Origin of the sequence: Polyangium sp. 15x6, assembly GCF_029960785.1 — a bacterium.
Lineage (GTDB): Bacteria > Myxococcota_A > Polyangia > Polyangiales > Polyangiaceae > Polyangium.
The window spans coordinates 134,374-150,081 of the sequence record NZ_JASBQE010000006.1; the positions used below are offsets into that span (position 1 = coordinate 134,374).

Consider the following 15,708-nt stretch of genomic DNA (forward strand, 5'->3'; position numbering starts at 1 on the left):
TTTTGGCTCGTGCGACGATTGTGTACCCTTGGGCAGGCCCGCGTACCACGGGTCTACGTACACCCTCGGCCGGCAATCGGCGATGCGATAGGGAGTCCCGAGCAAGGCATGGCACGCACCCAGCAGCTCATCGCCGGGCGATTTCAGGTCGAGCGCGAGGTCGGACGCGGCGCCGTCGGCATCGTGTTCCGCGCGTTCGACACGGTCTCCCAGCGGCGCGTCGCCCTGAAGATCATCGCCGCAGGCGAGTCGGATCCGGGCGAACGCACGCGCCTCCTGCAAGAGGGCAAGATCCTGAGCGAGCTCGATCATCCAGGGATCGTCCAGGTCGTGGCCTACGGCGCCCTCGACTCGAGTTACACCGCCGCGCTCGGCCGAAAGTTCGACGAGGGCACGCCCTTCATCGCGATGGAGTGGCTCGAAGGCGAGGACCTGCTCACGCGCCAGCTCCGCGCCGCGCTCACCATGCGCCAGGCCCTCGACATCGTGCGTCAGGTCGCCTTCGCGCTCGCCGCCGCCCACGACGCCGGCGTCGTCCACCGCGACATCAAGCCCTCGAACATCTTCGTCCTCTCGAGCCGCTTCCCCGATCCCGACTCGCCCCCCGTCTCCACGCGCACGACGCGCAGGACCCGCGACGAAGGCGAGCCCGCCCCCGAGCAGCTCACCTCGAAGCTCGTCGACTTCGGCGTCGCCACCTCGCGCGACATGCGCCTGACCGGCAACGACATCTTCGTCGGCACACCCGCGTACATGGCCCCCGAGCAGGCCCGCGGCGACGCGATCGCCGACGCGCGCAGCGACATCTACTCGCTCGGCGCCACGCTCTTCGAGCTGCTCACCGGACGGCCCCCGCACATCGGCTCGAACTCGATCGCCACGATCGCGCTGCTCGCCACGACCCCCGCGCCTCGCTTGAGCGAGCTGCTCCTCGACGTGCCCGAAGCCCTCGAAGAGCTCGTCGCGCGCATGCTCATGTCCGAGCGCGAGCACCGCCCGTCCTCGTCGCGCGAGGTCGCGCTCGAGCTCGACGCGCTCTGCCGCGATCCGTCCGTCCCCGAGATCGCGCGCGCGCTCGCCACCTCGACCGAGCCGCCGCCCATGAACACGCGGCTCGTCACGACGCTCGTCGCGCTCCAGGTCGGCTCGCGCAAGGAGCAACGCCTGCAGCTCCTCGAGCGGCTGCGCGAGCGCGGCGCGGATGCGCTGCCCCTCGGCACCGACTCGATCGTCGCGCACCTCGGCATGCGCCAGTCGCACGGCGACGAGGCCACGAACGCCCTCGACCTCGGCCGCTGGCTCGCCGAGCTCGGCGCGTGCGTCGGGGTCTCGACGGGCCGCACGCGGCTCGATCGCGTCAAATCCGCGGGCGACGTCGTCGATCGCGCGAGCGCCCTCGCCCGGAAGGCGGGCGAGGCGAACCTGCTCTGCGACAGCACCACGAAGGATCTCGACAAGGGCTTCTTCCAGTTCGACCCCGTGCCGGGCGGCCATTTCAAGGTCGGCGCACGGGCCAAGCCCGAGGGCCGCAAGACTGAGCAGTTCATCGGCCGCGAGGCCGAGCTCATCAACGCGCTCGCGCAGTACGAGCGCTGCGTCGACGATCGCACGCCCATCATCGTCACGATCTCGGGCCCGCCCGGCATCGGCAAGAGCCGCCTCGGTCGCGAGTTCGTCAATCGCATCACGACGCGCGACGAGCCCCCGCTGCTCGTCCGCGTGCGTTGCGAGTCCTTCGGCCGCGCCCAGGCCCTCGGCGTCGCCACGGACGCCCTGCGTGCCCTGCTCGGCCTGCCGAAAGGCGCGAGCCTCGAGCAGGTCGAGCAAGCTCTGCGCGTGCGCAAGCTCCGGAGCGGCGACAGCACGTTGCTCTCGCGTCTGCTCGCGAACCAGCCCTTCGACGACGGCCTCGATCCGCGCGGCGCCCGCGACTCGCTTTACCTGTCGATGACCGAGCTCGCCCTCGGCGCCGCCTCCGCCGGCCCCTGCGTCCTGCTCTTCGAGGACGCGCAGTGGTCCGATCCCGAGAGCATCTCGTGGATCGAGCACCTCCTCGGCCGCGCCACGAACCTGCCCCTGTTCGTGATGATGGTCATGCGGCCGTCCTTCTGGCGCGATCAAGGCCAGCGCTTCGTCGGCCGGGATCACGTGCGGATCGATCTGCGCCCAATGTCGAAGAAGGCCACGCGCGAGATCGCCCGCGCGATCATCGGCGAGAACGCCGACGAGGCGATCTTGAACCGCGTCGCCGAGCAGGCCGCCGGCTCGCCGCTCTTCGCCGAGGAGCTCGCGCGCGTCATCGCCGCAGGCAAGGACGTCACGACGGCCGCCACGATCGAGGCCGCGATCCAGGTCAGCCTCGACGCCCTCGACGACGCGACCCGCGAGGCCGTCGTCCGCATGAGCGTCCTCGGTCTGAGCGTGTGGGACTCGGGCATCAGCGCCGTCGGTGTCGCGGACGCGGACGGCGCTCTGAAAAAGCTCATCGCCGCGGAGCTCTTGGTCGAGCACGGCGCGAGCCGTTTCGCCGGGACGCGCGAGTTCCTCTTCAAGCACGCCCTCGTCCGCGACGTCGCCTACGCCTCGGCGAGCGAGGAGCTCCGCAAGCAGATCCACGCCGCCGCGGCCGAATGGCTCGCCCACATGGGCGAGGACGCCGCCACCGTCGCGCAGCACTTCGATCTCGGCGCGCAGCAAGAGAAGGCCGCCGTCCACTGGGAGACCGCCGCGCGCCGCGCCCTCGCCACGAACTCGCTCGGCGAGGCCGTGAAGATGGCCGAGCGCGCGCTCATGTTCGCCAACGACAAACCCACCGCGTTCGGCCGCGCGGTGCTGCTCGACGAGGCCCACAGCCGCCTCGACGCGAAGTCCTCCGAGCGCAAGGAGGCGATCGACGCGATGGCCGAGAACGTCTACGACGAGGAGAGCGAGATCCGCTCCCTCGGCGCGCGCGTCCGATACGACTACGTGCTCGGCGCCGGCTTCGATGTCGAAGCCCGTCTCATCCAGTGCCGCGACCGCGCCGCGAAGCTCGGCGTCGTCGAGGAAGAAGCGCGCTGCTCGGCGTCGCTCGCGAACCTCTACGCCTACGCAGGTCAGCTCGATCTCGCCGAGCGCGAGACGCGTGTCCTGCTCGACCTCACCGAGCGTCGTTCGATCGACTGGGCCGCCGTCGACGCCTGGCAAGCTCTCGCGGTCGTGCGGCAGACGCAGGGTCAGCTCGGCGCTGCGCTCGACGCCCGGCGCAACGCAGCCCGTGCCGCGAAGAGCGCAGGCCTGCAAGAGCGCGAGGCCATGCTCATCACGAATGTCGGCTTCGCCCTGACCACGATCGGCGCGCGTCACGAGGCCCTGCACCAGCTCGAAGCAGGTCTCGCGAAAGCCTCGGCGATCGGCAGTCCCGGCACGGTGCGCAACGCGCAGATGAACCTGCTCTGCTGGGCCGCGACGTTCGGCCCCGAGAGCCGCCTCGACACGGCCCTCGCCGAGCCCCGCGCGAGCGCCGACGAGGCGACCGTGGCCTGGTTCCACAAGGACCGCGTGACGCTCGGGACACTCTTCTACCGCGGCTGCGAGCTCCTGCGCACCGACGGGGCAGGCAACATCCCGCGGGCGCGGTCGCTGCTCAAGACGGCGACCGAGGCCTACCGCGCGTCGCAAAACCGAGACGTCCTGCCCGTCGCCCTCGGCTTCTGGGCCGAGGCGGAGCGTCGTTTCGGCAACTCCGACCAGGCGATCGAGCTCGCCTGCGAGGCCGCACGCCTCGTCGAATCCGGCGCCCCGAGCCTGCTCAACGAGGCCTCGATCTACCTGACGCTACACGACGCCCACGTCGACATCGGCGATCTGAAGAGCGCCCGCGACGCGATCGAGCGCGCCGTCCCGCACCTCGAGCGCCGTCTGAAGGGCCTCGAAGGCACGCCCTACGCGCGCGCCTTCCTCGTGAACCTCCCGCACAACGCAGGCCTGCTCGCCGCCGCCGAGGCCTACGGCTGCGTCACGAAGCCCATCGAGCAGGTCCTCGCGCTCCCTCCGTCCGAATCGTGATCTCGTAGAGGGTGCTTCGCAGCGTGGCGCCGGGGTTTCACCCCGGACCCGACCAGGGGCTGTCCGCCCCTGGACCCGGACCAGGGCAAGCCCTGGACACGGGGCGACAGCGCGCGATGCGCGCTGTCGACAGGGAAAACGTCCCCACGAGGCGCCGTAGCGCTGCTGTCTCGGCTGGCGAGTCGGCTCGTGGTCTTGCCGCGGCCTGTTCGATGAACTGCGCATCGCGCAGTTCATCGACCCCGGGTCCAGCGCTTGCGCTGGTCCGGGGTGCAGGGGGCGGACAGCCCCCTGCTGGGGTGCGGGGCAACGCCCCGCGCACAAACGAAACCGCCCTCCCCTTTCGAGGAGGGCGGCTCGCTTTTGCCCGCGCGGTGAGGGTTACTCGCCGCCGATCGCGATGCCCAGCGTCTGCCGCAGCGCGAAGTATTGATCCGACACCGAGAACAGGAGCAGCTCCTTCAGCTTCTCCTGCGGCGGCAGATCACCCGGCTGCTGCGGCTCGGCCGCGATGATCTTCTTCGCGATCTCGAGGTCGCCGCAGAGCAGGTACCCGGCGCGGTTCGCCGTGATGTCCACGCACTGCGACCACCGCTTCAGGTTCGCCTTCGCGCCGTCCGCCACGAACTTCTTCACGACCATCCGCAGACCTTCGATCTGCATTGGCTGCATGAACTGGCGGATCGTCTGGGCCGTCGCCAGCACCTGCTTGTCGATGTCCGGCGGCGAGGGCGCGTCCGGCTGGACGAGCTTGATTGCCGCGAAGAGGAGCACCGTCAGCTCGGTGACCGTCGGGAACAGCGTCTTGATGTAGTGCTCGCCGCGATACATCGCGAGGTGCTTGCCGATGATGAACGTCAGCTCCTGCGGCGAGAACCCGGTCAAGACCGTTTGACCAGCAACCGACGAAGGCGGCTCGGCCGGAACGGCGACGAGGGCCCCCGGCACGTCGCTGCGCACGTACAGCGCCGGGCACGGGATTCCGAGCACCTGCGAGGCCCAGCCGAACGTACGCGCGAACGTGACGGTCGACGTGGCCGGATCCTGACGGAACCGCGGATCGAGGACCGGCTTCTCCTTCTTCGCCTCCAGCGTCGCGATCTTCGCCTTGAGCGCCGCGGAGGCGATCATCTCGAAGATCTTGCCGATGTAGAGGTTCTCTTCCTCGTGGAAGAGGTTCCGGAGCCACTGCTCGTTGTCGAGCCGGTTCTTGACCTGCAACATCCCCTGCGGACGGTAGTCCTCGAAGAAGCGCTGCTCGTCCTCGTCGGCCTTGCGGATGAACGCGAGCGCCGCCGCCGTGCACCACGCCGGATCGTACGCCTTCTGCTCCACGTAGAGCCGATAGAGCTCGTGGTAGGAGTCGGCGTTCGTCGCGTCGATCTTCACGAGCGACTGGTACTCGGCGATCGCGTCCTCCGTGTTCCCGAGGCCCGTGTAGAGCTGCGCCAGGATCTGGTGCTCCTGCACGTCCTCCGGCTTCAGGCGCGCGGCGATCTTGAACGTCTCGACTGCCGCGTTCACGTCTTCGAGCCGGTCGCGGTAGATGAGGCCGAGCGCGTGCCAGAGGGTGAACTCGAGGTCGATGTTCCCCTTGCCTGCCACGCGGTGCAGCATCTTCCGATAGGCGCGCTCGAGCTGCTTCCAGTCTCTCCCCGCCGTGAGGATCTTGTTGATGCGCTCGAAGGCGTCGAGGAAGGCCGGATCGAGGTCCAGCGCGTCGTTGAACAGATCCACCGCGCGCGGGAGATCCTCGAGCTTGTCGCGGTAGATCTGCGCCATCGTGAAGAAGTAGCGCGACCTGCGACCGGGCTGCGTCTCCAGGTCCGCGATGCGCTGGAGCGTGTCCACCATGCGCTCCCACTGGCTGACCTTCTGGTACAGCGTGAGCATCCGGTGGAGGAGGACGTGGTTCTGGGGCTCCAGATCCATCGCCTCTTCGAGCGCCTCGACGGCCTTCGTCGGGTTCTGATCCTTCTCCCACGTATCGGCGATCTCACCGAGCAGCTTGAAGCGTTCGGCGCCGTCGATGAGGTTGTCGAGGATCTGGCGCTTGTAGTGCGCGACCTGCTTCCAGTCCTTGAGCCCGTCGTAGACGGCGACGAGCGCGTCGAGCGTCGGCCGATGGGCCGGCTCCACGCCGAGGGCCTTCTCGAAGTTGTTGATCGCCTGCTTCGCTTGGCCCTGGTTCTGCTTGATGAGACCAAGCTTGTAGTAGACGTTCGCCCGCGCTTCGGTCTCGGCCTCGTCCGTCGTCCCGAGGACCTTCTGGTAGTTCGTCAGCGCGCCGGCCCAGTCGCCCAGTCGGAAGCACACGTCGGCGAGACCCTCGATGGTCTCTCGATCCGTCATGTCGATCCCGTAGGCCGCCTGATACGCCTTGAGCGCCTGCTCGTTCTTCCCGACCGCGACGAGCACCTTGCCGAACGTGTTCTGCAGCCGGTGCTGCTCGGGCTTCTCGCGCTTGCCCGACTTGCGGACGAGCATCTCTGCGAGGGGCTCCGCCTTCGTCCACTTCTCGTTGCTCACGTACTCCGCGAGCAGCGGCATCGCCGCGTCCTCGTTGTCACCGTCGCTCTGGAGCGCGAGCTCGTACGCTTGCACCGCGAGATCGTGCTCACCGATCTGGTGATCGCGCAGCCTGCCGAGCTCCACCAGGAGCTTGGCGCGCTGGCGCGGCGCCTCGGTGTTCATCTGCTCCTGATCGAGGTACCGGGCAGCGGTATCCCAATCTGCGGAGTCGATCGCGATGACGCGTAGCGCGGCGAGGGTCGGCAGGTGCGCCGGATCGAGATCGAGCGCCATCTCGAAGCGATCGCGCGCTGCGATCCGATCGCCCTGCTTCTCGTCGAGCTGCTTACCGATCCGGTAATACATCTCGACGCGCTGCTTGCCGTCCGGGGTCAGGTCGGCGACGCGCGTCATGTAGTCGATGGCGCGCGACGTTTCCTCCTGCTTCTCGTAGAGCTTCGCGAGCGCCTCGAGCGCCGGGATGTGCTTGTCGTCGAGGTCCGTGATGTTCAGCCACGCGTCGATCGCGCGGTCGAAGTCCTGGACCTCCTCGGCGTACACCTTCGCCGTCGCCGACCAGAGCTCGATCTTCTTCTGCCTATCGATCGTCGCGTTGATGTGCCGATCGTAGGTGTTGATGAGATCGTGCCACTGCCGCAGCCGGCGGTAGCAACGCTCCAGCGAATCGAGCGCCGCCTCGTGGTGCGGATCGATGTCCACGACCTGCTCGAGCCTCGCGGCCGCGAGATCCGGCTTGAGGAACTGCTCCTCCTGGATCTTCGCGATCTTGAGCAGCACGTCGATGCGCTCGCGCTCGGTCGTGACCACGTCGAGCTGCATCTCGAGGACGCCCACGAGATCCGGCCACTGGTGCGTCTGGTTGTAGACGCGCTCGAGGCCGCGCATCGCGAGCAGGTTGGCCGTGTCCACCTCGAGCACCTCGCGGTAGACCTGACCCGCCTTCTCGATCTGGCCGAGGTCCTTCTCGTAGAGACCCGCGCAACGCAGCTTCGTGGCCGCGATCTGCGAGGCTTCCGTCTGCGCCTTGCCCTTGCGGGTGAGGACGTCGACGAGCTCGGGGAGCAGGCCGCGATCCGTGTAGATGCGGTCGAGCGCCTCGAGCGCCTGCAGGTGGTACGCGTCCACGTCGAGCGCGCGCTTGTAGAACGAGAGGCCCTGCTCCACGTCGCCCGCGTTCTTCTCGAGCACCTCGCCGAGCTCCGTCAGGATCTCCTTGCGATCGGTGTCCTTGACGGCGATCTCGAGGGCCCGCGTGAGCATCTGGCCCTGCTGCTGCCACTGGCCGCCCTTCTTGTGGAAGTTCGCCATCTGGCGCAGCACGTCGACGTTGTTCGGGTCGATCTGCAGCACCTTGCCGTAGTACGGCTGCGAGTACTCGGGGTGCCCGAGGTCCTCCGCGTACCACTTCGCGAGGTGCAGGCAGAGCCGGATCGTGCGCAGCGGATCCCTCTCCGGGCTCAGCGCCTGCAGCCAGCCGTTCACCGTCTGCACGAGCTCCGGCCAGCGGTTCGTCGCCTGCGCCATGCGCTCGAGGTAACGGACCGTCTCCATGTTGTCGAAGTCGAGCTCGAACGCCGTGAGCAGCGCGTCGAACGCCTGCATGCGGTCCTCGAGCTCGGTCTCGAACACGCGCGCGACCTTGCGGAGGATGTCCGTCTTCTCGTCGGTGTCCTCGCGCGTATCGAGGCGCGCGAGGTACAGCTCGATGAGCGGCTCGGCCCGATGCGCGGCGCCGTGCAGCTCCTCGAGCGCGAGGTAGGCCCGATCGTGCGTCGGCTCGATCTCGAGGACCTTCTCGTACGCCGGCGTGCCCTTGTCCTTGTCCTGGACCTGGTGCTCCCAGATGTCGGCGACCTCGAGGTACTCGCGGATCTTCTCCGCGCCGTCCTCGTACGCGGCCGCGCGGCCCATCTTGACGTCGATCACCTCGACCCAGCGCTCCTCGGCGCGGAGCAGGTTCTCGAGCGCCGCCATGGCCTCGAAGTCGCGCGGGTCGACCGCGAGCAGCTTCCGCCACGCGTCGATCGCGTCGTACGGCTGGACGAGCACGTTCTGGTACGTCGTCCCGAGCTCGCGGTAGAGGGCCACCACGTTCTCGGCCGGCAGCACCGAACCCGCGCGATCCACCGTCTGGTGGAGGATGCTCACGAGCTCGTTCGGATCGTTGCGCTTCCGCCAGATGTCCGCGATCGCGTAGAGCGCCTCGACGTTCGCGTACTCGATGTCGAGGGCGCGGTTGTAATCGTCGAGGGCGAGGTCGTCGCGCGTGAGCTGATCGTTGTAAAGCTTCGCGCGACGGAGGAGCACGGCCACGCGCGCCTCGTCGGTCGGCTCGACGTCGAACTGCCGCTCGAGGACCTCGCAGAGCTCCGCCCACCGCTGCTCGCGCTCGTACAGGTTCGCGAGCGCGAAGAGCGCCTCCGTGTCCTCGCCCTTGATGTCGAGGACCTGCTTCCACATGTCGATCGCGGCCGGGATGTTGTTGAGCATCTCCGGCTCGGAGAGCAGGCGCGCCATCTTCGCGCGCACGTCGCCCTCGTTCGCCGTGATCTGGAGCTCGCGCTCGTAGACGCCCATCAACTCGGTCCACGAGCCCTTGCTCCCGTACAGGCGCTCGAGCGCGTAGATCGCGGCCTCGTTGTTCACGTCGAGCTCGTCGAACAGGCGGCGGAAGGCGCGGATCGCGTCGTCCACCTGCCCGAGCTGCTCCTCGTACACCTGGCCGAGGCGGCCGTAGAGCTCGATGAGCTCGTAAGGCTCCATCGGCACCTTCACGCGCTGCTCGAGGATCCCGGCGAGGTCGGCGTACTGCTCGAGCCCCGTGTAGATCCGATCGAGCTCGGCGAGCGCCTTCGGATCGAGCGGATCGACGCCGAGCACGTAGCGGTACGTCTGCTCCGCCTTCTCGATGTCGCGCAGCTCCTCCTCGAACACGCGCGCGAGCCGCGTACCGATGTTCGTCTGCACGGCCTTGTCGGAATGCAGTCCGAGCACGTCGGCGTACGCGTCGCCGAGCGTGTTCCAGCCGCCGTCCGTCGAGCCGCCGAGCCGCTCGACCTCTTCGAGCGTCTTCTCGTCCGCCGGGTACTCCTTGAGCGCGCGGACGTACACGCCGAGCGCGCCGTCGAGGGCCACGAGCCGCTCCTCGTGGATCTCCGCCATGCGGTAGTACATGGCGAGCCGATCCGCGGGCTCCGTGAGGTGCGTGAGCTGCGCCTCGAGGACGCCCACGAGCTTCTCGAAGTCACCGGACGACTGGTAGAGCGGCTCCAGGATCTCGCCGATCTCGAGCTGCTTCACGCCCGCCGCGAAGAGCCCTTCGAGGGCCTCCAGCGTCGCCGTGTGATCGGGCGCCGCGTTCAGGATCTCGCGGTAGACGCCGATCGCCGCCGTCAGATCGTTCAGGCGAAGCTGATGGACCTGGCCGAGCCGGTACTTGAACTCGAGCGAGTCCTCCGGGTTCGGCGACGACTCGGCCTCGCGCGCGAGCACGGGCACGAGATCGGTCCAACGCTCGGTCATCGTGAAGAGCCGGTCGAGCGAGGAGACCGCCGTCCAGTTCTCCGCGTCGACCTCGAGCACGCGCCGGTAGCGCGCCACCGCGCTGTCCACGTCCTCGAGCTGCGTCTCGAAGATCCCCGCGAGGCGGAGCCCGAGCTCCACGAACTGATCCGGCTGCTCACCGAGCTTGCCGAGCTCCTGATCGTAGAGCGCCGCGACGTCCTTCCACCGCGTCACGTACATCGCGAGCCGCTCGATGTTGCCGAGCGAGTCCTGGTTCGCGATGTCGAACGTCACCGCCCGCGCGTACGTGTCGAAGGCCGCCTGGTGGTTGCCGAGCATCTCCTCGTGCAGGCGCGCGATGCGGTGGAGCAGCTCCACCTTGGCGTACGGATCATCCGCCTTCGCGACCTGCACTTCGAGGACGCTGATCAGCTTGTCCCACTGCTGCGCCGTGTCGTAGATGGGCTCGAGCACGAGGGCTGCTTCGAGCGCCGCCGTCGCGCCGCTGCTCTTGATGCCTTCGAGGGCCACCAGCGTGGGCTCGTGGTCGGGCATCACTTGCAGGAGATCGCGATACAGCTCGATCGCGCGCTGCACGTCGCCGAGGTGCTTCTCGTAGAGCTCGGCGATTCGGTAGTTGTAGCTGATCTGCTCCGCCGGATCGGCCGAGATGCGGGAGAGGTGCTCGAGCACGCCGAGCAGCTCGTGCCAGTTCTGGGCCTGCTGATAGAGCACGTCGAGCCGACCGAGCGCCTGCTGATCGTCCGGATCGAGCTCGAGAACGCGCTGATACGTGTCGATCGACGCCGGCACGTCCTTGAGCTCGCTCTCGTAGACCGCGCCCATCTGGTAGTAGATGCTCTTCTTCTCCTCGGGATCGCCGACGAGATCGACCTTCTTCGTGTAGACCGCGAGCAGGTCGGCCCACCGCGACAAACCGAGGTAGAGCTTGATGAGCTGATCGATCGCGCCGAGATCCTCTGGATCGAGCTCCAGGATCTTGCCGTACACCGCGATCGCCGCGTCGTGCCGCTGGAGGATCTCCTCCTCGATCGACGCCGCCTGGAAGAGCGCGCCCTTCTTCTCGCCGAGCTCGTCGAGGATGTCGGCCTTCTGCTGCAGGATCTGCGACAGCTCCTCGAAACGATCCGCGGCCCTGAAGAGGTTCTCCAGAGCCTCGGCCGCGCCGAGGTTCCGCGCGTCGATCGTGAGCACCTTGCGGTAGTGCTTGATCGCGCTCTCGATGTCGCCGATGTCCGACTCGTAGACACGCGCGCTCATCGTGTAGAGCTGGCTCGCGAGCTCCGGCTCCTGCTGCTGCTCCGCGAGCTTCTCCAGCACGAGCGCGAAGTCGGGGAACCTTCCCGTCGCGCGGGCCAGCCGATCCAGGCCCTGCTGCGTCGTGTCGAGCGCCGGGTCGTGCCCGAGCGCGCGCGCGTACGTGTCGAAGGCCGAGTTCAGATCACCGCCGGCGTCCTCGTAGAGCGTCGCGATCTGGTGGAGCAGCTCCACCTTGCGGCTCACGTCGTCGCTCCGTCGGACCTGCACCTCGTGCACGCCGATGAGCTTCATGTAATCGCCCGACGCCCTGTAGAGCGGCTCGAGGATCTCGGCGATCGCCACCTCGTGCTCGGCCAACTTGCCGAGACGCTCGAGCGCGCCGAGCGCCTCCGCGTTCGAGGGCTCGCGCTCGAGGACCTGCCGGTAGCCCTCGATCGCCGTCTCGAGCAGCTTCATCTTCGACTCGCGCAGCGCCGCGAGGCGGAGCATGAGTCGGATCTGCTGCTCGTCCTCGGTGGCGTACCGGAGCTGCTGCTCCAGGTTGTCCGCGAGGTCCTCCCACATGCTCTGCCGCGAGAAGAGGCCGTCGAGGGCCGTGAGCGCGACGTGGCTCGTCGGATCCTCGCGCAGGACCTCCTGGTAAGCCGCGATCGCGTCACCGGGCTGCGAGAGCTTCTCCTCGTAGACCTCGGCCATCTGCGCGAAGAGCGCCTCGCGATCCGTGAACTCCGGCGCGAGCGCGATCCGACGGCGGAAGACCTCGATGAGGTCCTGCCACCGCTCGGTGCGGCGATAGAGCGCGTCCATCGCGGCAAGCGCCTCGCCGTCCGCCGGATCGATCTCGAGCACGCGCTTGTAGCCGTTCGCCGCGTCCTCGATCTTGCCGAGCTTCTCCGAGATGCCCGCGAGCCGCATCCAGTACTCGCGCGCGAGTCGCTCGTCGCTCAAGCCCCCCGCGATCTCGCTGAAGACCGCGAAGAGTTTGTCCCACGAGCCGGCCTGCGCCGCGAGCTGCTCGAGCTCGCCGCGCGTCTCGCCGTTCGACGGATCGTCCTTCAGGGCGCGGCTCTGCGCCTCGAACGCCCGTGCGAGATCCGTCAGGTGATCGGCCGCCGTGCGGGCGACCTTGCGCAGGAGGTTCACGCGCGTCCCGACGTCCGCCTCCGCGCCCGCGAGGATCTCGAGCGACTGGATGAGCTTCTCCCAGTCGCCTCGCGTCTCGTAGATCTCCTGCAGGATACCGGCCGCCTCGGCGCGGAGCTCCTCGTTCTCGAGCAGCTTCTCGAGCGCGATGCGTGCGCCGTCGTTCGCCGGATCGAGGACCAGGATCTCCCGGTAGTTCTCGAGCGCGCCGTGCGCGTCGCCGAGCTTCTCGAGCGTCGAGCCGAGCCGGTACTTGAGGTCGACCGTGATCGCGTCGCCCAGGTTCAACTCGATGCGCCGACGGAGAACGTCGACGTAGCTCTCCCACTGCTCCTGCTCGCGGTAGAGCGTATCGAGCGCCTCGAGCGCCGGCGCGTCGGCCGGATCGTCCTGGAGGACCTCGTTGTACGTCGTGATCGCGCTCGCGGGCTCCTTGATCTCGTTCACGTAGAGCTGCGCGATCGCGTAGCGGATGCTCTTCGTCTCCTCGGTGTCCTGCGCCAGCTCGAGCTTGCGCTTGTAGATCTCGAGGAGCTCCGTGAACCGACCCGTGTCGCGATAGAGACGCTCGAGCGCCGAGATCGCCGCGGCGTTCTCGCTGTCCGTGTCGTACACGGCGCGGAACTGCGCGAGCGCGTCGTCCACGCGCTTGACCTCGTCGACGAGGACGCGGCCGAGCCGGAGACGCAACGCGATCCCGAGATCACGATCTGCATCCTCGTCCGCGCGCGCGATCGTCTTGCCGTACGACGCGATGAGGCTGTCCCAGCTCCCCGTCGTGCGCGCGACGCGCTCCACGTCCTCGACGCACTGCTCGTCGCCGGGCGCGAGCTCGAACGCGGACAGGAACCGCTCGAACGCCTTCTGCGGCTCCTTCAGCTTCGCCTCGTAGAGGCCCGCGACCTCGCGGTAGAGCGCGAGCTTCGTGTCGGCGTCCTGATCGTTCGCGAGCTTGACCTCGATCGCGACCGCGAGCCCCTTCGCGTTGCTGGCCTGCGTGTAGAGCGGGATCAGGGCCTCGGCCGCCGGCAGGTACCCGGCGTCGATCGTCCAGACCTTCTCGTAGGCCTTCATCGCCCGATCGGGCTTGCCCTTCTGATCCAGCCAGAGCTGGGCCGTCTTCATGAGCAAGCTGATCTTGTTCTTGTCCTCGGTCTCCTTCGCCTCCTGCGACTCGAGAACGCGGATGAACTCGTCCCACTTGCCCTGCTCTTCGTAGAACCGCTGCAGGTCCTCCCAGCGAGCGACCTTCAGGTAGAGCTTCTTCAGCGCCTCCTGGGCCTTGCGCTCGTTCGGGTTCAGCGTGAGCAGCTGCTCCCACGCATCGATCGCAGCGTCGTCGTTGTTCAGGCGCTCGCCGTAGAGCGCGCCGAGCTTGCCGAGCAGCGCCTCCTTCGCCTTGAAGTCGGCCGTGATCTCGACCTGCTTCTGCAGCACGACGGCGAGTTTGTCCCAGTCCTTCGAGCGCTCGTGGAGACCCGACAGCGCGTTCAGCGCCTCGACGTTCTCCGGATCGTCGGCGAGGACCTCGTCCCAGAGCTCGACGCAGACCTCGGGCTTCTTGACGCGCTCGGTGGCGAGCTTCGCGATCTCGAGGAACTTCTCGGCGCGCGACGGCCCCGGCGGCATCATCTGCGCCTTGCGCCGGTTCAGCCCGATGAGCTTCTCCCAGTCGCGGCGCTTCTCGTAGCTCTGCTGCAGGTACTCGATCGCCTGCGCGTTCTCGCCATCGATGGCGAGGATCGCCTCGAAGCACTTCACGGCCTCGGCCGCGTTCGAGAACTTGCCCGTGTAGAGATCCGCGGCCTGCAGGTAGTACGCGATCTTGTCCGCTGTGTCGGGCACCGCCTCCGCGAGCTCGACGAGCGTCTTGACGTACTCGTTGAAGCGCTTGGCCTGCTCCTGCTTCTGGGCCTTCGCCTTGAGCTCTTCGATCTTCGCCCAGTCGACGGCGACCTCTTCCTCGACGACCTCCGTCGACACCTCGGTCTCGACCTCGGGCGCAGCTGCAGACGGCGCGGGCTCGGACACGACGGGCACCGAAGCCGCGGGCACCGAAGCCACGGGAACGGACGTCGCCGCGCCGAGGCGCTCGCCGATCTGGGTCTCGAACGCGAGCAGCGTGGGGTGCTGCGGCGCGACCTGCGAGAGCTTCTCGAACCAGGGCCGCGCGCGGATCACGTTGCCGAGCTTCTGCCAGATGATCCCGCCGGCCTGCGCGAGCATGAACGACGAGCCGTTGCCGCCGTCCGACGCGATCTTCTCGGCGAGCGTCGCGACGCGCTCCCAGTCGCCTTCCTTGGCGCCCCAAAGATCACGCAGGTACGTGAACGCGCCCTCGGCCTCGGGATCGTGCGCCAGCGCCTCTTCGAGCAGCTTGGCGCCGACCTCCGGGTTCTGATGCCGCGTCGCCCAGCGCGTGCCGAATCGGAGCGCTGCCTCGGCGCGCGTGCGACCGTGCATCGCGTCGAGCACGCGGCGCTGCGCATCGACGAGCGCCTGCGAGCGCTCCTCCTCCACGAGGATCCCCTCGTAGAGCGCGGACACCTGGCGATCGAGCGGGTTTGCCTCGTACGCCTTCCCGAGGAGATCATCGACCTCCGCCGGCGCGAAGCGACGCGCGAGCCGCGCGGCCCGCAGGAACAGGCGCGCACGCGAAGCCGCGTCGCTCGACGCGTCGTTCGCGCGCTGGAGGATTTCGGCGACGTGCGCCTCCCAGCCTTCCAGCTCGACCTGCGCGTCGGCGAGACCGGCGCGTGCCTCCTCGCTCGTGCCCCCGGACGCGCCGAGAGCGCGCGCGTACGTCGACACGGCCTTCTCGTTCTCGCCGATGTCGCAGTACACGTCCCCGAGCTCCACGAGCAGCGAGGTCGCTTCGGGGCCGTCCCCGAGCCCCTTCAGCTCGAGCTCGAGGAGCCTCTGGACCATGTTGATCTTGCCCAGGTCCCAGTACACGAGCCGCGCGAGGCGAAGTGCCTCGGTGAGCGTCGAATTCAGCTTGAAGGCGTCCTGCAAATGCTTGAGTGCCTTGACGCCCTGGAGGAACTTCTCCTCGAGGAGCCGCCCCAGACGCAGGTGGTAGCCGGCCTTTGCCGTGGCATCCGCCTCGCTGGCGAGCCCCTTCTCGAGCTCTTCGGCGAGCCCCTGCCATTCACGAACCGACTCGAGATGCTTCAGACGCTGCGCAAGATCCATGGATTC

2 protein-coding genes are annotated in these 15,708 nt (G+C 68.1%); one reads left to right on the top strand and one right to left on the bottom strand.

The genetic code is table 11. The features are described 5' to 3' along the window. Nucleotides 1-108 precede the first annotated feature (108 nt). Nucleotides 109-4,047: a serine/threonine-protein kinase gene (locus QHF83_RS07150; RefSeq protein ID WP_282417003.1), complete on the top strand. Its 3,939-nt coding sequence runs from the start codon at nt 109-111 to the stop codon at nt 4,045-4,047. A 381-nt stretch (nt 4,048-4,428) separates the two neighbouring features. On the opposite strand, the gene QHF83_RS07155 is transcribed toward QHF83_RS07150, so the two are convergent. Beyond that, complete coding sequence (locus QHF83_RS07155; RefSeq protein WP_282417004.1) at nt 4,429-15,702, bottom strand: tetratricopeptide repeat protein; 11,274 nt, start codon at nt 15,700-15,702, stop codon at nt 4,429-4,431. Nucleotides 15,703-15,708: the final 6 nt, after the last annotated feature.

Coding starts and splice junctions, on each gene's coding strand:
- QHF83_RS07155 (WP_282417004.1), bottom strand. CDS start 15,702: ATGGATCTTGCGCAGCGTCTGAAGCATCTCGAGTCGGTTCGTGAATGG.
- QHF83_RS07150 (WP_282417003.1), top strand. CDS start 109: ATGGCACGCACCCAGCAGCTCATCGCCGGGCGATTTCAGGTCGAGCGC.